The following is an 18754-nucleotide window of genomic DNA, read 5'->3' as shown; positions in this document are numbered from 1 at the left end:
TTTAATTTCTAAGGGGGATATTCAAGTGTTTAAAAAGTATATTCCTGTAATTGTCTGTTTTTCTATTGTCATTCTTTTTACATTTAGTTCAATAGGAAAGTCACAATCAAGGCATATTAATACCTACCCCAACCTCCCAGCACCGATTGCAGAAGAAAAAGTGCTTATCACTTCAGCCGGGCAGGCTACAGAGAGCAGCATTATGTTAAGTATTGCAGATAACCTTAATTTAGAAGCAGATTACCGCCCTAGGGCTCTGGGGACAGATTTATATGATTATAAAAGTGTTGTCATTATACTTGGATTTAGTGCTAACGGACTCTCGCATACTAACAGATCCTTTCAAGAAGAATTGACTCGAACAAAACAACTGGTTAGGGAAGCGAAGTTAGAAAAATTACCTATTATTCTAGTAAATATTTCAGGTGTATTTCGTGATAATATTCAAACATGGCAATTATTTGAACAAACAGCTCCATTCGCTGATTATTTTATCGGGTTAAAAAATATGAAAAAAACAGATAGTTCTATACAGATGCTGCGGGAAAATTCGGTGCCGGTTACCCTAGTGACTGAATTGGACGATCTGCATACCCCGTTTAATTCCGTATTCCGTTAATATGCTGTCAGAAAGGCTGAAATCAGATGACTAATAGAAAAAGCTACTTATTTATCGGCTGTTTGGGCTTGTTGTTGGTTACATATGGTGAGATCCTCCCCCCGTTTCTTGATGACTGGTCATTATTCATTGTTGATAGCATTAATGAAAGCATCATAAAACCTGACAGTGGATTACTTTTAATTACATCTTTTGCTTATATTGCCAGATATCTTTTGGTTTTCTTCCTGATTTACTTTGGCTCCATGTTAATAGCACATGCACTTTCAAAAGATTTGGAGTCGATGTCTTTTTCGGTAACGTATATTGGTGTTATTTTATTAACGTTATCTTTATATAGTCAATTTTACCTCGAGCATTTTTCGTACCTTGGTCATATTTTTTCAATAGGAATTATTGTACTTCTGCAATTATACATACCTAAACACAAGCATTTTCACTTCATATTTTCTATTATCCTATTTCTAGTATTACTAGCGGTACAATGGCTACATCTCATTCCAGCACTTACCGAATTTGGCTTTGGAGCAAATGACATAGCTGCAAGTATTAAAATAGCCGATAATTTCTTAACAGGTAATAGTCTTTTTAATACGATTGCAACAATTTTCTTTATCGCTTTCCTTACAATTGCTATAATTTTCACTTTTTTAATACACCTAGTAAACAAACAAACTCATACACTCAAAAAATATCAGGTTCAAGAAGAAGAATTAAAGGAAACACGAACAGCTTTAGTAGAATCAAAGGTTTATGAAGAGATAAATATGCTGGTACACGATCTTAAAACACCACTCGTAACAGTCGAAGGACTAATCTCCCTAATCACTATGAAAATGCAACCAGTAGATGGGTCAGCCTTACACAATTATTTTACACGAATGGATCATTCAGTTGAGAAAATGAAAGATATGATTACAGAAATCCTTTATGAAAATATTAAACAGAAGCTCCCCGTAAAGGAGTTGCTTGAATACGTAACAAGTCATCTAAGTCTGGATGAACAGCTTGTACATATGGAAGTTGAAATTGAAGACAACCTTCCTGCTATTCAAGTAAATAAAATTCGCTTTTCCCGTGCAATATCAAATATTTTGGAAAATGCAATAAGTTCATTTGAAGGAAAAAAAGGATTTATACATATCAATGTCAAAAGTATAGATAATGGTATTTTGTTTCAAATTCAAGACAATGGTCCAGGGATAAAAGAAGAGCATATAAATGATATTTGGCTTGATGGCTTCAGCACGAAAAATTCATCAGGGATTGGTCTTTCCTTTGTAAAACGAGTAGTAGAGAATCACAGTGGTACTATAACGGTCAAAAGTATACGAGGCAGCCATACCCAAATGAACATCACTCTGCCAACACTAAAAGTAGGTGACGAAATCGATGAGCATTACCATATTAATAGTTGATGATAATGAAGACATCCGCTTTACACTTAAAGAAATTTGTGCGTATGCTGGATGGAGCGTAGTAGAAGCATCTACAGGAAAGCAGGCTATTGAACTATTTAAGACGATAGAACCTGACCTTGTTTTACTTGATTATCATATGCCTGATTGGGATGGTCTTAAAACAACAAAGGAATTGCGAAAACATAATACTAGAATTCCAATAATTATTTTAACGGTTGATGAGCGACAAGAAATTGCAAATACCTTTTTACATGCTGAGGCAACTGACTTTGCATTAAAACCGATTAAGGCACCAGATCTAATTTCGAGAATTCGAATCAACTTAAAGGTTGGAAAATTAATTGGTGATAAAGATAACGTGTATGTTGAGAAAGGAATTAGCCAATCTACATTAAATTCGATAAAAAGCTTTTTGATCCAGCAAGACACACCTTCATCCATTAATGAAATTCAACAATCATTACCCATTGCCTATCAAACGGTTCACCGTTATCTAAACTATTTAGAAAGCAAAGGCGAAGTTGAAGCCATCTCACAATACGGTAAGCAAGGGCGTCCGAAAAATAAGTATAAACTTGTTTAGCTGAAACGTTTATATTCTATTGTAAAGGGAAAGATGGGGAAAGAGATTTTATTGCAAAACTTGTGGAACGTTTTTGTTTGACCTTTTTTGACCTATTAGTTATGATAAAAATATCCAACATTTATGGATGAATACGAGATGAAATAAGGAGGATTTTCACATGAATTTAATACCTACAGTTATTGAACAAACAAACCGTGGAGAACGCGCATATGATATCTATTCACGCTTATTAAAAGATCGCATTATAATGCTTGGCAGTGGGATTGATGATAATGTTGCAAACTCAATCGTTGCACAGTTGCTTTTCTTAGAAGCAGACGATCCAGATAAGGATATCTCATTATACATTAATTCACCAGGAGGATCTATTACTGCTGGAATGGCAATTTATGATACAATGCAGTTCATCAAGCCTAATGTATCAACAATATGCACTGGTATGGCTGCTTCAATGGGAGCATTCCTGCTAGCAGCTGGTGAAAAAGGTAAACGTTATGCACTTCCAAACAGTGAAGTAATGATTCACCAGCCTTTAGGTGGAACACAAGGTCAAGCAACAGATATCGAAATTCACGCAAAACGAATTGTTGAAATGAAACGAAAAATGAATCAAATTCTTGCTGAACGTACAGGTCAGTCACTTGAAGTTGTAGAGCGTGATACAGATCGTGATAATTTCATGTCAGCTGAGAAATCTGTAGAATACGGCTTAATTGATAAAATTTTGGAAAGAAACTCAGATAAGAAATAAATTGAAACATAAAGAGGTTATCCCATTTTGGGATAACCTCTTTATTTAACTTTGTTGGTAATTTTCGTTACTTATCTTTCATTCTATGTTTTTGAAACGAATGCAGTTAAATGATTTAATGCAATCTCTTCATCTGCACCCTCTGCAAGCAATGTAATAGTCTCTCCAGAAGTAATAGCTAAGCTCATCAAGCCCATAATACTTTTCGCATTAACCCGTTTTCCATTCTTTTCAAGAAATAAATGTGCTGAATAGCGATTTGCTTCCTGAACGAATTGAGCGGCTGGTCTCGCTTGCAGACCTGCATCTAGCTCAACTTTCACCGATTTCTCAACCAAATCTCTCATCCTCCTCATCTGAAATCGTTTTCAAAATAATATTAGAAAACTCGGCTTATCGCCAAGCCCTTAATGGCGAAAGCCTTAGTTGCACTTATGCAGTTAAAAAGTATTTTATACTTCCTAACTGCTAAAAAAAAGACAGCAGCATGGTAAATATTTCTTTATCTAGCTGCTATTGTCTCCTAAATAGTATTATATTGATGGATAGTATATCATACTGCGAATAGTTCTGTAACTTATTCACTCATTCCGAAAACGTTCCATCATGTTGAATTTTTTCAGCGAATTCATCAATCTTTTTTAGACGGTGGTTGACACCGGATTTGGATATTTTCCCACTAGAAACCTGTTCTCCCAATTCTTTTAGAGAGATATCTTGATGCTGAACACGTAATATCGCAATTTCACGTAGTTTTTCCGGAAGAGCGTCAAGTCCGACTTCCCTTTCAATTAGCTTTATATTCTCGATTTGACGAAATGCGGCTCCAATTGTTTTATTCAAGTTTGCAGTTTCACAATTAACAAGTCTGTTAACGGAATTTCGCATATCTCGGACAATCCGCACATCTTCAAACTTAAATAGCGCATTATGAGCTCCAATAATACTTAAAAACTCTGTGATTTTTTCTGCTTCCTTCAAATATGCAATATAGCCTTTTTTACGTTCCAGTTCTCTAGCTCGAAGATTGAAATTATTTAACAAATCACAAAGTGCAGTATTGTGCTCCTGATACGAATTAAAGATTTCTAAATGGTAAGAGGATGTTTCCGGATTATTAATGGAACCACCTGCCAAAAAGGCTCCTCGCAGATAGGATCTTTTACAACAATCCTTTTTCAAGTATTTAGTTGGAATTGTTCGTACAAATGAATGAGAATCTTCTAATATACCCAAATCGTACAAAAGATCTTGTACTTCTTTTTTCATACGTACAATATAAACATTATTTTTTTTCAGTTTCATTTTCTTACGTACTAACAATTCTACTGGAATAGAATATAATGATTTAATCAGCGTATAAATACGGCGTGCAATTGCAGCATTTTCGGTTTGGACATCAAGTGTGTAACTTTGCCTTGACATGGATATAGCACCATTCATACGCACCAAAGCAGCAAGCTCTGAGTATTTACAGCACGTATCCAAGTCGATTCCTGTCAGTTCTTTTTTTATTTCCGATGCAAATGACAACCCCACACCTCCTCGTTAAACCGGCTTATGATTTATTAATTATCGAATAAAGTAATTCAGCTATCTTATGTGTATCATGACGTAAAGCAGTTCTGGATGGATTAATTATATCACTTTCAATAATCTGTAATCCCATCTCCAGTAAACGATCTGTATCATAAACAACAGGTGCTGCATTTTCTTCTGCATATACATCACGTACATTTTCGTTAATCGGTTCATTATGCACAACAATTGAATCGATACAATTACCAACGTGCTCATGAATTGCCTGCACATGATCTGCAGCACTATATCCGGTAGTTTCTCCAGCCTGGGTCATCACATTGCAGACATATACAACCTTACCTTTAGATTGTTGAATCGCTACATCTATTTGTGGAATAATCATGTTTGGCAATATACTGGTATATAGGCTTCCGGGTGCAATTACGATTAAATCAGCCTTTTCTAATGCTCGTACGGCATTTGGAAGCGGCTGTACCGGTTGAGGGCTTAAAAAAACACGATTTATCTTCTTATTGGCTAAAGGGATATTAGATTCCCCTGAAACGACCATTCCGTCAGTCATTTTTGCATGCAACGACATACTTTCATTAGAGATAGGATAAATTTTCCCTTTCACATTTAACACACGTGATATCTCTTTAATACCCGTATAGAAGTTCCCTGTAATGGATGTCATCGCTGCCAAGAGTAGATTCCCCATTGAATGCCCCGAAAGGCCATTACCCATCGTGAATCGATGTTGAAACAACTCCAATAACATAGGTTCGGCATCAGACAATGCCGCGATTACATTCCGAATATCTCCAGGTGCAGGAATTGACATTTCGTTACGCAATCTTCCAGTACTTCCACCATCATCAGCCACTGTCACAAGCGCTGTTAAATGGATGGGCAAATTCTTTAGTCCCCTTAAAAGTACTGGCATACCTGTACCTCCACCAATTACGACGACTCTTGGCTGTTGATTATCACTCATATTAATGTCCCTTTCTTTTGTCGATATCTCGATGACTAATATGGGTAATGTAATTGGAAGAAAGCTGTTTGGCAAAGTATTCAGCTATTGCGACCGACCGATGTTGTCCACCAGTACAGCCAATCGCTACAACAAGCTGAGACTTACCTTCCTTCTTATATTGAGGAAGCATAAACTGTAGTAAGTCCAGTACTTTTTCATTAAACTTTTTGGTATCTCCCCACTTGAAGACATAGGATGAAACTTCCGGATTCAGCCCTGTTAACGGCTGCATATGTGACACATAGTGTGGATTCGGCAAAAACCGTACATCAAATACTAAATCCGCATCAATTGGAACGCCATATTTAAATCCAAAAGAGACCATATGAACCGAAAAAATCTCTTGCTTATCTTCTGTATATGCCTTAAGTATTTTGTCACGCAATGCTTTTGGCTTTAAATTACTCGTGTCGATTATACGTTGCGCTCTTCCCCTTAATTCATCTAGAATTTTACGTTCCTGCTGAATCCCATTAAGCGGTAATCCTCCAACAGCAAGTGGATGTGAACGCCTCGTTTCTTTATATCTTGTTACCAATGATTCATCCTGGGCATCGAGAAATAGAATATGTTCGTCGAGCCAATCTTCTTTACCTAAAATATCCAGTGCTTCAAATAATGAATCAAAAAACTCCCGACCACGCAAATCCATTACAAGCGCCACTTTATGAATGTTGTTTGTAGAATCTTTCATGAGCTCTAAAAATTTTGGAAGCAAAGCAGGCGGCAAGTTATCTACACAGTAATACCCCAAATCTTCAAAGCTGTGAACTGCGACCGTTTTTCCCGCTCCTGACATTCCTGTTATAACAACTAGCTTTGTTTCTTGTTCATTATTCGACATTACGTATTTCTCCCCTCAAGGTCTGGTTGGATCAAGGCGTAATTTAATCAGCTCATAATTTTCAGTATATGAAAAAGATCCATATAGCATTGCTTCTGAGGACAGTACATGCTCAAAAATCTTCCTATCCCCTTCAGCCATTGGTAAGTATTTAATATTATCTAACGCAACCCATTCCAATTCTCCTTCATTACAATGTTCCGTCAATTCACCAGTGAAATTCTTGCAAATAAATGTAAACATCATCCACTCATGAACAACAGATTTGTCGTTAAAAACAGAGAAAGTGAATGCGCCAGCTAATGATGGCTTTATCAATTGAAGTTCAGTTTCCTCCTGATACTCCCGAACTACTGATTCCTTAATGGATTCACCTTGTTCCATTTTACCACCAGGTATTGCGTACCAACCTCGACGTGGTTTTTTAAGTAATAAGACTTTCTCTTTATCTAATAATATGCAATTTGTAACACGTTGCATTCCTAATTCACCCCAATCGTTAAGAGGAATTCGTCCATATCATCCCTATTATACAATGAATAAATTAAAACCAACAAGGAAATGATTTCTATTCGACAGGTTTGGACAAGTATTTACAAAAACTCTTTATCATTAGAAGGACTCAACTTGTCGCTAAGTACAAAAAAAGGCGCAGGTGAAAGTTCACCTGCGCAATAAACTAATTTATCTATTAAAAGGGGGTCAATTAGTTAACTACATTGTAACTGATAAATATTTCGTGCGTGTTACAACAGCGTTAAGAAGTAATTACTTTCTGAAAAGTTACTTTTTATAATTACCATGTCAGGATTTTGTCGCTTTTAATTCTTCCATTAACTCTTCAATATATTTTTGTGCAGATTCTGCAGCAATACTTCCATCACCAGTAGCTGTCACAATTTGTCGAAGTGTTTTTTCACGGATATCTCCTGCAGCAAAAACGCCTGGAATTGATGTTTCCATATGCTCATTTGTTGGTACATATCCTTCTTCATTTGTGATACCGATTGATTTAAATGGTTCACTCAACGGTACCATGCCGATATAGATAAAGACACCGTCAATTGGATAATCATATTCCTCACCAGTCTTATTATTAACTAAGGAAACACTGCTAACTTTCCCATCTGGGCCATTAATTTTTTCTGCTTCTGTATCCCAGATAAAGTCAATTTTATCGTTATCAAATGCACGTTGCTGAATGATCTTTTGCGCACGAAGTTCATCACGGCGGTGTACAACTGTTACCTTGTCAGCAAACCGTGTAAGATAGATCCCCTCTTCAACAGCAGAGTCACCACCACCGATTACAACAAGATTTTTCTGCTTGAAAAAGGCACCGTCACATACTGCACAATAAGAAACACCTCGGCCACCTAATTCATCTTCTCCAGGAATGCCCAGTTTCTTAAATTGAGCACCTGTCGTTATTACCAGAGTTCTTGTATTATACTCTTTCTTGCCAGCAATTACGGTTTTATAATCACCATGATCAACAACATCTTTAATATCACCATACGCATATTCTGCACCAAATTTTTTGGCATGTTCAAACATTTTATTTGATAAATCCGGTCCTAATACATGTTCAAAACCCGGAAAGTTTTCAACATCTTCGGTATTTGCCATCTGGCCACCCGGAATTCCTCTTTCAATCATTAACGTGTCCAGATTTGCACGTGATGCATAAACTGCTGCCGTCATGCCAGCAGGTCCAGCACCCGCAATAATTACATCATACATACGCTCTTCGGACATTAAAATCAGCCCTTTCTTCACTATTATATTTAAGCCACATCAATCGTATAAAAAGTTAGCGAATTAGTCTATTTTTCTGCTCAGACTAGACATTCCACGGACCTTCCTCTTGTGACAAGTTAGGATGCTTTTTACAGCCTTCTTCCCATAATGATAGTGATTTGGAAGGTTCGCCGAGCTTGTAAGCTGTTACGCTATACCATTTATAATAGGATAAGTGATTTTTAACAATACTTTTTGAAAGTTTACAGAAACGTGCATATGCTTCATGATATACACCTGTTCTTGCAAGTGTAACCGCTATTCGCAATTTTTGTTGTTCATGCATTGGATATACATTTAGTAGTCCCTTAATATGGCGTTCATATTCCTGTATGCGACCCAACTCATAGAAAAAAACTGCTAAATTCACATGACTGTGCAACGAATCTGGCTGATCATTTAATATGTCCAATTCCATTTCTACCGCATCATCTTTATACCCAGAAAAGAATAAGGCGTGTGTGTAGTCATGTTTTGTTAATTTATGTTCTGGAAATAGTGTCATCATTTCTTCAAGTAATGGAATTGCTTTGTCCCATTCCATGTTGTCCATATGGTAAAATATTGTTTCCTGATAAATTAGCAGTTCATCTTCTTCCTCAAGATCCCAATCGTTATTTTCATCTTCATCGAAATCGATTAATTCCAGTAATTGTTCTGCTTCATCACAAAAGTCGCCATCCGGCTCTTTATCAAGATATGATTTCGCATATTTTTTTGCATCATTTAATAACCCTAAATGTGCGTAATTGTTTGCTAATAAATAATAGCAATCCGTATATTGACCATCTGATGATTGAAGTACTTTTGTTAAAAGCTGATTTGCTTCATGATAAGAACCAACTTCAGTATATATTATTGACAATTGACATTTATACAAATTATCTTTCGGTGTCATTTCAACCGCTTTAACAAGCCATTTTATAGAAGAATCGAACTTCCTTTTCTGAAATGCTTCTACACCTTTTGTGAAATAAAATTCGCCATCTGGTATAAAAGGGATAACATTATGTTGTCTTCCATCTGATTTATTTTCAATATGATGCATGTGTATCCCCCCAATTTGTCGAAAACTTACCGAACAAAGTATATCACAGTTTTCAGGAGATTTATATATGTAATAAATAAAGGTTGTTTCTATTAGATATAACTTCAGCGTATGAGGAAAAATAATAGAAGTTAAGACACCGTTCAGGATACCATCGGTGCCTTTAGCGTCTCCTCGCTCGCAGAACGCTCACTGTGGAGTTTTATGATTCTTCATCCGATTTGTTGCTTGATACAGTCTTTTCTGTTACATCTTCTCTTACAATCAAATCAAAATAATCAAGTGGTAATGCATCCTCTTTGGTTTCAAATGTCATATTTATGAATACTTTTGCAATGGCCATTTCACGTGCTTGACTCTTCCCTGAACCATAGGCTTCTATTACTGCATTTATTCCCTCAAAAATTGCAGCCATTTTTTTGGCAATTTTTTTAGGATACATAAGACGGGTTCGTTCATCCATCTGTTGAATTTTATTCATGAATTTTTCCAAATCATATATTGCAGTAAATAATGGCTCTGTTAGGTCCCCATTTGGCAGTGTTTCCAGCTGCTCCTTCATCTCCTGTATGAACACTTCGTGAATACGGAATTTCTCCATAAGTCGCATGACTTCTAATCCAAGTATGTTAGCAGTTCCCTCCCAAACAGTCAGCACTTGGGCATCACGCAGCAGTCTTGGTGTCACAAAGTCTTCAATATATCCATTACCTCCATGCATTTCAATCGCTTCATGGCAAAAAGCAATTGATTGTTCCGCTGTTTCTTTTTTCAAAATAGCAATATACAAACGTAAGAGAGCCTGTTCATTTGTTGTCGCACTTGAATTTTTTTGCATAACTTTATCAAACAAATTAATTAGCTTGAAAGTAGAACTTGTCTCAACTTCCAGCTTTACCGCCAGTTGGACTAAGGTTTCCTGAATCATCGGGTATGCAATCAGTTTATTTCCAAAGGCCTCCCGCTCCATCGCGTAATCTCTAGCCTCTGTGAATGCTCTGCGCATGATGCCTAGTGATGCTACAGCATTACAGACACGTGACAAATTCAGGGCTTCCATCATATACTTGAATCCCTTTTTGGCATCACCTACTAGATACCCTTTTGCGCCATCAAGTTCAACTTCAGCTGACGGTACTGCTCTTACACCAAGTTTATCTTTTAACCGGCGAATGGCTATATTGTTATCCTTCCATGGTACAAGGAATAAACTTAATCCTTTTGTTCCTGGCTGTGCTCCGTTCACTCTTGCAAGCACCATTGCTACGCCGCACATCCCGGCATTACTTGCAAAATACTTTTCTCCTTGAAGTGTGTAATAACCGTCTTGTTCAATCGCTTCCACCTCGTTTGCACCTACATCTGATCCACCTTGACGTTCTGTTAGAAAAGTGGCCCCTTCAAACAATTCCACGTCACCCGTTGCGAGAACATGTGGAAGGAATTTATCCTTTAATACCTGATCAGCATAATGATCAATCAAATAAGCAGTAGCCATTGTTAGTGTGACAGGACAATAAAACCCTGGTTCTGCCTGTGATAATAAATATCCTTGTGCAAATGAATATAGATAATTACCCTGATGACCCAGTTCCGGAATTTCTTTATGAACATACCCGACAATACCAGTGTTATAGGTTTCTTTCACGGTTTGCTTATAACCTTCATTCACCCAAACATGTGAAATATCATTACCCATTTTGTCATATTTGACTAATCTTGGCTGACCCTCACGATCCGTGTGGGCAGCACGTTCATCGATGGCTGTAGCGACCCTTTCTCCAAAATTAGTTAACGATTCATTAGCATGCCGAAAAAAATCCGCAGGCAAATTACTTTTTAGAATGGCCTGAATTTTATTATCAGATGTGTAAAAATTTTTCACTTAACTTACCTCCCCGCTATTGTGTTTACATAGCTTTTTCTTCAATAATTTACCGGTCACATATCGTAGCAGCGCTTCCAATTTTTCATATAGTTATTCTGTTTGACACATGAAAAATATGCAGCCGTATATGCCTTTTCCTTCACTCATATAAACACAATATTCTCTAAATTTAGTTTACCATTAATGTTAACGTAAAGCGCAACAAATCTTAGAGGAATTTCTAAAGTTTTTATTAGTTGTGGCGGTAAAGTGTTGCTGAAGTTGTTAGTTTTTACTCCTTCTTTTGATATTCACGCCTTCTTCTGTTGATTCACGCCTTCTTCTGGCGATTCACGTCTTCCTTCTGCTGATTCACTCACTCCTTCTGTTGATTCACACCTTTCTTCTGGCGATTCACTCACTCCTTCTGTTGATTCATGCCTTCTTCTGCTGATTCACGCCTTCCTTCTGCTGATTCACGCCTTTCTTCTGTTGATTCACTCCCTCCTTCTGGCGATTCATGCCTTCTTCTGCTGGGTTTATTCATTTCACGTTCATATTTTAGACACAAATTACAGAAGGAAATTGCATTTAGATGGAGAAAATCTATTATTAGGAATATAAGGAGTGAGCAATTTGTTCGAAAATTATAGAAAAAAATCATACGATCTGTTAATTTACGAGGCATTGCTGAGACGGCTTAAAGGAGATCTCTGGTTTAATGAAAAAATCATTGCTGGATATAAAAAGGAAAAGGCAGGATATGATGGCGAAAGCGCAGTTGACTATACAATTTCCACATTTCGGCGTAATGACTTTGTTATTCTTAGAGGGTTACGTTTGAAAAATCCCCCATTTTATTTTCAAATTGACACGCTTATCCTCACAAAAAAATTTATTTGTATCCTGGAGATAAAAAACTATAAAGGCATATTCAGCTATGATTCCAAACAGCATCAGTTAACTCAAAAAGTAAATGGCCGGATAAATTCTTATAAAGATCCTATTCTGCAGGCAGAAGCTCAAAAAAACCATTTGAAGACATGGCTTGTACATCGCGGGTTTTTTAACATACCAATTGAAACGCTTGTCGTAGTTGCGTATCCTTCCACAATCGTTGAAAATGTTCATCAGGATACAACGGTATATAATAAGATCATTCATACAGCAAGTTTGCAACTCCAAATAGAGAGACTGAATAACCTTTATTCAAAGGATTCATTGACCATGCCAGCAGTACAGGAAATTGGTAGACAACTTCAACAGGCAGATGAGCCACTTCGAACAAATATCCTGCAACAGCTCGGTTTAGCTGAGCATCATTTTATAGACGGGATTCTATGCACGAAATGCAACAAGTCTCCTATGAAAAGGTTGTATAAAAAATGGCTTTGCTCAGGATGTAAAAACACAGATACAAAAGCCCATGAACAAGTCATATATGATTATTTCCTTATTCATGGAGACACTATTACTAACAGCCAATGCCAGCAAATTCTTAAGATTAAATCGCCGCGAACGCCTTATACATTACTAACAGGTATGGAACTTAGACAGTCGGGCAATAACAGGACAAGGAAGTACCATGCCCCGTCCTCCCAAGGCTACCCACAGAAATCTTATATACCAGCAAACAGACTCATGAGGTTACAACAGGAATATTCCATTTGAAGAAACTCCAAACTTATACTAGATGACAGAACCAGTCACTTTTGGTTAGCTACCGTCACTCTTTCAATCCAGGCCGTTATATCGCAAAAAAACCCGGCTGAGTGAAATTTACTCAACCGGATTTACTGCTTCATCTAATAACTGTTCTAGTTCGGCCGTATAGCTTTCTTTCTGGGCTGCACCCCAGTGCAATGCTTCTGCCATATAATCAATAACCCTATCCTTATGTGCCCACACGAAATCAATATCGAAAAATAATGCTCCAGTCCGCCGCACGAAGAAGTCAACTGGTTTAAATATCATTTCATGCTCAAGAGCATATGTTAGTTCCGCAAAAACTACGTGATCAATCCCAGCTTCATCCGCAGTTGGCTTTTCCCCTTGATAAAATTCAAAAACTTTATCAATATTTGCTCCATATTTTTGAATTAAAAATAATGCTGTTTCTTCATCAATTCCCAATGCTATTGCTTCAGCAACTTTTCGATCCTTGAAGCGTTGGAAACCTTTTGAGCCGCCAACTTCACCACCAGAAATAGGAAGATGTTCTGTATCAGAATAAGAATAAAGGATTCCATCTTCATTTTTCAGCTGTTCAACAATCGTATTAACAGCCTCTTCCGCCATTTTACGATACCCAGTTAATTTTCCACCAGCCATTGAAATAAGACCAGAATCAGAAATGAAAATTTCATCTTTCCGGGAGATTTCACCCGGATCTTTACCTTCCTCGGCAATTAATGGCCTTAACCCTGCATAACTTGATTCCACATCATCTTTTGTCATATCTAACGAAGGGAACATAAAATTAATCGTATTAAGCAAGTAATCACGATCATTTACCGTCATAGTTGGATGTGATATATCTCCTTTATAGCTTGTATCGGTAGTTCCTACATAGGTAATTTTATTTCGTGGTATGGCAAATATCATTCGTCCATCTGGTGCATCAAAATAAATAGCTTGTTGTAAAGGAAACCTGTCTTTTGAAAATACTAAGTGTACCCCTTTTGTTAACTGCAGTGATTTCCCCTGTTTGGAACCATCTATTTCACGTAGGTTATCCACCCACGGTCCACCAGCATTGATTATTTTTTTAGCATAAACATTATGTGTTTCGCCACTAATTTGATCCTCGACTAATGCACCTTCAATTTTTCCGGATTTATAAATAAAATCAACGACCTTAGCATAATTGATGGCATATGCACCTTTTTCAACTGCTTTTTTCATTACTTCAATCGTGAGCCGTGCATCATCCGTTTTATATTCAACGTAGTACCCTGCACCTTTAAGACTTTTTTCCTTAACAAGTGGTTCTTTTTCCAGTGCTTCACCAGGCTTCAACATTTTCCTGCGCTCGTCTTTCTTTACTCCTGCTAAAAAATCATAAACACGTAACCCAATACTTGTTGTAAACGGTCCAAAGTTACCATCTTTATAGAACGGGAGCATCATCCACTCAGGTGTGGTAACATGTGGGCCGTTTTCATAGACAATCTCCCGTTCTTTTCCAACCTCAGCAACCATCTTAACTTCATACTGTTTTAAATATCGAAGGCCGCCATGAACAAGTTTGGTCGAGCGGCTTGAGGTGCCAGCGGCAAAATCCTGCATTTCGAAAACCGCAGTATTCAGCCCGCGTGTCTTCGCATCAAGTGCGATTCCCGCTCCAGTAATACCACCACCAATAACCAGGACATCAAGTTCATTCCCTTTAATTTGCTGAAAGTTTTCTTCTCTATGATAACTTGAAAAAGTTGTCATATTACTACACTCTCCTTATAATCCATGCTATTACTATCATTATAAAGGCCATTACATATATACTAGAAAAAAAGAAACCACAAAAATAAACTAATGAACTCTACTAATCATCAGCAATTTGTGGTTTCTCCATTTCTCCGACACATCTATTAACTTAATTATATTGTAGCACAATTCTTCAAAATAGGTAAAGCAATTTAATCTTTTACTTCTCCGGTATTATGTTATCCAAACTCCTTCATTAAAGCGGAATACACATTTTCAATATCCTTACCCATGCCGGATTCCACAGCTGCCACATATGCTCCTTCAAGTAATGGGGCTTCTATTATTTTGATATTATCTATTCCCGTCATTTCAAGAGCTACTTCAGCATTCATCTTTGCACTTCCAATATCATAAAAAAGCAATACTCCATTCCCGTCATTTGCACGATCTATAGCCAGCTGTATCTTATCAATGCTTGTTCCAATATCATTTTCGTCCGTACCACCAGCAATTTCAATAGGTACTTCTTTAATCACTTGGCGGATAATATCTTTTATTCCCTCAGCCACCTTATTACTATGCGAAATCAATACGATACCAACGTAAGACATTACTTTTCACCTGCTTTAATCACTTCAGATAATGCCTCAAACATATAAAAGGATGTAGCCGCTCCTGGATCGATGTGTCCAATTGATTTTTCTTTGAAATAAGCTGCTCTTCCCTTAGTTGCCATAATATCCTTTGTGTTTTCCATGGCTTTCTTTGCTTCACCTGCTATTTCACCTGCTTTAAAACGATCGACTCTTTTGAAGTACTCAACCATTGGCGACCAAACATCAATAAGTGTCTTCTCACCTTCCACAGCCTTTCCTCGCTGTTTGACACCATTAACCGCTTCTTCTAACATCCTTGTAATGTTATCATGATTAATCGTATCACTCCCTTTTGCTACTAAGGACATTTTTAGAAATGCCGTCCCAAATAATGGCCCGGATGCACCACCGACTTTAGACATTAATGTCATAGCTACATCCTTTAATAATTCAGCGACATTTTCATAATTCTCCATCGTAATTTTATTGCTTACTTCCTGAAATCCTCGTGCCATGTTTATCCCATGATCACCGTCACCAATTGGTTGATCAAGTGATGTTAGATATTCCTTATTGATATGGATTTTTTCATTAATTCTTTTCATCCATTCAACTGCTTCGGTTACTTGTAATCCCATGTCATACACTCCTTTAGATACGAAAAGCAGGTGCTGACGACTCCGCATTAAGTAATGACTTTATTTCGTCATCTAGCTTTAATAATGATACTGAACAGCCTGCCATTTCTAATGATGTCATATATTCACCTACAAATGTTTTGTAAACCTTGATTCCTTTTTCTTTCAAGATTTCTTGCACGCTTTTATTCACAATATAAAGTTCCATTTCAGGTGTCGCACCTAACCCATTTACCATGACTGCAACATCACTCTCTGAGAAATCTCTATCATTTAAAACTTTTTCGGTAAGTTCTTTCGCAATTTCATGTGCAGTAGCCATTTCCTTTCGCTCAATACCTGGCTCTCCATGGATACCAATTCCTATTTCCATTTCATTATCTTCCAGTTGAAAACTGGGTTTCCCTGCAGCGGGGACAATACAAGATGTAAGAGCCATACCCATAGAACGAACATTTTCAACCACTTTTTCGGCAACAGCTTTTACTTCTTGTAATGATCCTCCTTGTTCAGCTATCGCGCCTGCAATTTTATGAACAAATACAGTTCCCGCAATCCCTCTTCTTCCAGTAGTAAATGAACTATCTTCAACTGCAACATCATCATTGACAACTACTTTTTCAACTTCAATTCCCTCCGCCTCTGCTAGTTCTGCAGCCATATCAAAATTTATCACATCACCGGTGTAGTTTTTAATCACTAAAAACACACCCTTCCCACTATCAACTGCTTTAATTGCTTCAAGCACTTGATCAGGGGTTGGAGATGTAAAAACTTCTCCAGATACTGCAGCATCAAGCATTCCCTTTCCAATATAGCCAGCATGCGCGGGCTCATGACCACTTCCTCCACCACTCACTATCCCAACTTTATTAGATACAGGTGCATCTTTCCTGACGATTACAGTAGTTTCAGGTAGCTGTTTAACTTCGTTTGGATATGCTGCTGCAATTCCTTCAACCATCTCTTGCAAAGCCCGATCTGGGTTATTAATAATTTTTTTCATAATTTACACCCTCCACTATTTTGATAAAAAAAGAGAGAAATTCACATAGCCCCCTTTGGATATTATGACTTCTCTCTTTTTACAAATTACTTAAATTTCCTTGTTGCTTCTACAGCTTTTTGCCAACCACCATATAACTTGTCGCGTTCTTCTTTTTCCATATCATGATTGAAAATTTGATCTGTCTTCCATTGTGAGGCAATTTCCTCTTTGTCTTTCCAGTAACCCACTGCCAAGCCAGCTAGATATGCTGCTCCTAAGGCAGTAGTCTCCTGAACTACAGGACGTTCAACTGGTACACCTAAAACATCACTTTGGAACTGCATTAGGAAATTATTTTTCACTGCTCCTCCGTCTACTCGAAGTGTTTTTAGATTGATCCCAGAATCTGCAATCATCGCATCCAATACATCTTTTGTTTGATATGCAAGTGATTCAAGTGTTGCACGAACAAAATGTTCCTTTGTAGTTCCACGTGTTAGACCAAAAATAGCACCTCTTGCATCACTATCCCAATATGGAGTACCTAGTCCAACAAAAGCTGGTACCATATAGACCCCATCTGTTGAATCTACTTTTTTTGCTAATTCTTCAGTCTGTGGTGCATTTTCAATAACTTTTAATCCATCACGTAGCCATTGTATTGCCGAACCCGCTACAAAAATACTGCCTTCCAACGCATATTCCACTTTACCGTCAACGCCCCAGGCTAATGTTGTAAGCAAACCATTGTCAGATTTCACACCTTCTTCGCCAGTGTTCATTAACATGAAACAGCCTGTACCATATGTGTTTTTCGCCATACCTTTATCAAAGCAGGCCTGCCCAAATAATGCTGCTTGCTGATCCCCCGCAATCCCAGCAATCGGAACTTCATGTCCAAAAAAATGATAGTCAACTGTTTTGGCATAGACTTCAGAAGATTGTTTAACTTCTGGCAGCATACTTTTAGGTATATTTAGAATCTCAAGTAATTCATCATCCCATTTAAGATCATATATGTTGAACATTAAAGTTCTGGATGCATTCGAGTAATCGGTGATATGTGCCTTCCCACCAGAAAGTTTATGGACAATCCATGTATCCATTGTACCGAACAACAGATCACCATTTTCCGCCTTCTCCCTTGCACCTTCTACGTTATCCAAAATCCATTTTACTTTTGTACCAGAGAAATATGGGTCTAAAAGCAAGCCAGTTTTTTCTCTGAACAAGTCGTTGTAATCCTTTGCACGTAATTCTTTACATATATCCTCTGTTTGCCGAGATTGCCAAACGATTGCTTTATAGATTGGCTTTCCAGTATTTTTATCCCAAACAACCGTTGTTTCTCGTTGGTTTGTTATACCAATACCAGCAATTTGGTTAGGATCAACTTCTGACTTTCGTAGTACTTCTGCAATACAAGCAAGAACTGAAGTCCATATTTCATTTGCATCATGCTCTACCCACCCTGGTTTTGGAAAGAACTGTTCAAACTCTTTTTGAGCTGTTTCAACAATTGCACCATCATGATCAAATAGAATTGCTCTTGAACTTGTCGTACCTTGATCTAACGATAAAATATACTCTTTTTTCATTGTAAAATTCCT

19 protein-coding genes are annotated in these 18754 nt (G+C 37.4%); 5 read left to right on the top strand and 14 right to left on the bottom strand.

Annotation, left to right across the window (positions count from 1 at the left end):
* Window positions 1-25 precede the first annotated feature (25 nt).
* The 4 genes from BMY13_RS05560 to clpP all read left to right on the top strand — a co-directional run bounded on the left by BMY13_RS05560 (window position 26) and on the right by clpP (window position 3377).
* Window positions 26-619 carry a DUF6305 family protein gene (locus tag BMY13_RS05560; RefSeq protein WP_092492020.1) on the top strand — a complete coding sequence of 198 codons (594 nt, stop codon included), beginning with the start codon at window positions 26-28 and terminating at the stop codon, window positions 617-619.
* Window positions 620-645: 26 nt separating this feature from the next.
* Entirely contained in the window at window positions 646-2037 is a 1392-nt protein-coding gene (locus BMY13_RS05555) for a sensor histidine kinase (RefSeq protein ID WP_092503145.1), read from the top strand.
* The gene (locus tag BMY13_RS05550; RefSeq protein ID WP_217633934.1) at window positions 2012-2623 is read left to right on the top strand and encodes a response regulator; all 612 of its coding nucleotides are present in this window, start codon (window positions 2012-2014) and stop codon (window positions 2621-2623) included. The genes BMY13_RS05555 and BMY13_RS05550 overlap by 26 nt, the downstream gene beginning before the upstream one ends.
* A gap of 160 nt (window positions 2624-2783) precedes the next feature.
* Window positions 2784-3377, top strand: a complete 594-nt coding sequence (gene clpP / locus BMY13_RS05545) for an ATP-dependent Clp endopeptidase proteolytic subunit ClpP (protein WP_092492018.1) — start codon at window positions 2784-2786, stop codon at window positions 3375-3377.
* Window positions 3378-3460: 83 nt separating this feature from the next.
* Here clpP and BMY13_RS05540 read toward each other — a convergent pair whose 3' ends face one another.
* The 9 genes from BMY13_RS05540 to BMY13_RS19900 all read right to left on the bottom strand — a co-directional run bounded on the left by BMY13_RS05540 (window position 3461) and on the right by BMY13_RS19900 (window position 12043).
* A complete protein-coding gene (locus BMY13_RS05540) occupies window positions 3461-3715 on the bottom strand; it encodes an HPr family phosphocarrier protein (RefSeq protein ID WP_092492017.1) in 255 nt (84 codons plus the stop codon).
* A 247-nt stretch (window positions 3716-3962) separates the two neighbouring features.
* On the bottom strand, window positions 3963-4910 hold the full coding sequence (whiA, locus tag BMY13_RS05535; protein ID WP_092492016.1) for a DNA-binding protein WhiA: 948 nt from the start codon (window positions 4908-4910) through the stop codon (window positions 3963-3965).
* A gap of 25 nt (window positions 4911-4935) precedes the next feature.
* Window positions 4936-5895, bottom strand: coding sequence for a gluconeogenesis factor YvcK family protein (locus BMY13_RS05530; RefSeq protein ID WP_092492015.1), 960 nt, complete (start codon window positions 5893-5895; stop codon window positions 4936-4938).
* A gap of 1 nt (window position 5896) precedes the next feature.
* On the bottom strand, window positions 5897-6781 hold the full coding sequence (gene rapZ, locus BMY13_RS05525; protein ID WP_092503143.1) for an RNase adapter RapZ: 885 nt from the start codon (window positions 6779-6781) through the stop codon (window positions 5897-5899).
* A gap of 15 nt (window positions 6782-6796) precedes the next feature.
* Window positions 6797-7261 carry an NUDIX hydrolase gene (locus tag BMY13_RS05520; RefSeq protein ID WP_092492013.1) on the bottom strand — a complete coding sequence of 155 codons (465 nt, stop codon included), beginning with the start codon at window positions 7259-7261 and terminating at the stop codon, window positions 6797-6799.
* A gap of 324 nt (window positions 7262-7585) precedes the next feature.
* Window positions 7586-8539: a thioredoxin-disulfide reductase gene (gene trxB / locus BMY13_RS05515; RefSeq protein ID WP_092492012.1), complete on the bottom strand. Its 954-nt coding sequence runs from the start codon at window positions 8537-8539 to the stop codon at window positions 7586-7588.
* Window positions 8540-8624: 85 nt separating this feature from the next.
* Window positions 8625-9629: a tetratricopeptide repeat protein gene (locus BMY13_RS05510; protein ID WP_175476717.1), complete on the bottom strand. Its 1005-nt coding sequence runs from the start codon at window positions 9627-9629 to the stop codon at window positions 8625-8627.
* Between the two features lie 202 nt (window positions 9630-9831).
* The gene (locus BMY13_RS05505) at window positions 9832-11514 is read right to left on the bottom strand and encodes an acyl-CoA dehydrogenase family protein (RefSeq protein WP_092503141.1); all 1683 of its coding nucleotides are present in this window, start codon (window positions 11512-11514) and stop codon (window positions 9832-9834) included.
* Between the two features lie 400 nt (window positions 11515-11914).
* Complete coding sequence (locus BMY13_RS19900; RefSeq protein ID WP_281243653.1) at window positions 11915-12043, bottom strand: hypothetical protein; 129 nt, start codon at window positions 12041-12043, stop codon at window positions 11915-11917.
* 89 nt (window positions 12044-12132) lie between these two features.
* Here BMY13_RS19900 and BMY13_RS05500 point away from each other — a divergent pair, with 89 nt between their 5' ends.
* Entirely contained in the window at window positions 12133-13167 is a 1035-nt protein-coding gene (locus BMY13_RS05500) for a nuclease-related domain-containing protein (protein ID WP_245736027.1), read from the top strand.
* 108 nt (window positions 13168-13275) lie between these two features.
* Here BMY13_RS05500 and BMY13_RS05495 read toward each other — a convergent pair whose 3' ends face one another.
* The 5 genes from BMY13_RS05495 to glpK all read right to left on the bottom strand — a co-directional run bounded on the left by BMY13_RS05495 (window position 13276) and on the right by glpK (window position 18742).
* A complete protein-coding gene (locus tag BMY13_RS05495) occupies window positions 13276-14934 on the bottom strand; it encodes a glycerol-3-phosphate dehydrogenase/oxidase (protein WP_092503137.1) in 1659 nt (552 codons plus the stop codon).
* 224 nt (window positions 14935-15158) lie between these two features.
* The gene (dhaM, locus tag BMY13_RS05490) at window positions 15159-15533 is read right to left on the bottom strand and encodes a dihydroxyacetone kinase phosphoryl donor subunit DhaM (protein WP_092503135.1); all 375 of its coding nucleotides are present in this window, start codon (window positions 15531-15533) and stop codon (window positions 15159-15161) included.
* On the bottom strand, window positions 15533-16156 hold the full coding sequence (dhaL, locus tag BMY13_RS05485; RefSeq protein ID WP_092503133.1) for a dihydroxyacetone kinase subunit DhaL: 624 nt from the start codon (window positions 16154-16156) through the stop codon (window positions 15533-15535). The genes dhaM and dhaL overlap by 1 nt, the downstream gene beginning before the upstream one ends.
* 13 nt (window positions 16157-16169) lie before the next feature.
* Window positions 16170-17162 carry a dihydroxyacetone kinase subunit DhaK gene (dhaK, locus tag BMY13_RS05480; RefSeq protein ID WP_092503130.1) on the bottom strand — a complete coding sequence of 331 codons (993 nt, stop codon included), beginning with the start codon at window positions 17160-17162 and terminating at the stop codon, window positions 16170-16172.
* A gap of 86 nt (window positions 17163-17248) precedes the next feature.
* Window positions 17249-18742, bottom strand: a complete 1494-nt coding sequence (glpK, locus tag BMY13_RS05475) for a glycerol kinase GlpK (RefSeq protein ID WP_092492004.1) — start codon at window positions 18740-18742, stop codon at window positions 17249-17251.
* Window positions 18743-18754: the final 12 nt, after the last annotated feature.

The organism is Virgibacillus subterraneus, assembly GCF_900110695.1.
Taxonomy (GTDB): Bacteria; Bacillota; Bacilli; order Bacillales; family Amphibacillaceae; genus Lentibacillus; species Lentibacillus subterraneus.
This window is presented reverse-complemented; position numbering and strand designations above follow the sequence as displayed.

Coding starts and splice junctions, on each gene's coding strand:
- dhaK (WP_092503130.1), bottom strand. CDS start 17,162: ATGAAAAAAATTATTAATAACCCAGATCGGGCTTTGCAAGAGATGGTT.
- BMY13_RS05555 (WP_092503145.1), top strand. CDS start 646: ATGACTAATAGAAAAAGCTACTTATTTATCGGCTGTTTGGGCTTGTTG.
- dhaM (WP_092503135.1), bottom strand. CDS start 15,533: ATGTCTTACGTTGGTATCGTATTGATTTCGCATAGTAATAAGGTGGCT.
- BMY13_RS05550 (WP_217633934.1), top strand. CDS start 2,012: ATGAGCATTACCATATTAATAGTTGATGATAATGAAGACATCCGCTTT.
- BMY13_RS05520 (WP_092492013.1), bottom strand. CDS start 7,261: ATGCAACGTGTTACAAATTGCATATTATTAGATAAAGAGAAAGTCTTA.
- dhaL (WP_092503133.1), bottom strand. CDS start 16,156: ATGGGATTACAAGTAACCGAAGCAGTTGAATGGATGAAAAGAATTAAT.
- BMY13_RS05530 (WP_092492015.1), bottom strand. CDS start 5,895: ATGAGTGATAATCAACAGCCAAGAGTCGTCGTAATTGGTGGAGGTACA.
- clpP (WP_092492018.1), top strand. CDS start 2,784: ATGAATTTAATACCTACAGTTATTGAACAAACAAACCGTGGAGAACGC.
- rapZ (WP_092503143.1), bottom strand. CDS start 6,781: ATGTCGAATAATGAACAAGAAACAAAGCTAGTTGTTATAACAGGAATG.
- BMY13_RS05495 (WP_092503137.1), bottom strand. CDS start 14,934: ATGACAACTTTTTCAAGTTATCATAGAGAAGAAAACTTTCAGCAAATT.
- BMY13_RS05510 (WP_175476717.1), bottom strand. CDS start 9,629: ATGCATCATATTGAAAATAAATCAGATGGAAGACAACATAATGTTATC.
- glpK (WP_092492004.1), bottom strand. CDS start 18,742: ATGAAAAAAGAGTATATTTTATCGTTAGATCAAGGTACGACAAGTTCA.
- BMY13_RS19900 (WP_281243653.1), bottom strand. CDS start 12,043: ATGAATAAACCCAGCAGAAGAAGGCATGAATCGCCAGAAGGAGGGAGT.
- trxB (WP_092492012.1), bottom strand. CDS start 8,539: ATGTCCGAAGAGCGTATGTATGATGTAATTATTGCGGGTGCTGGACCT.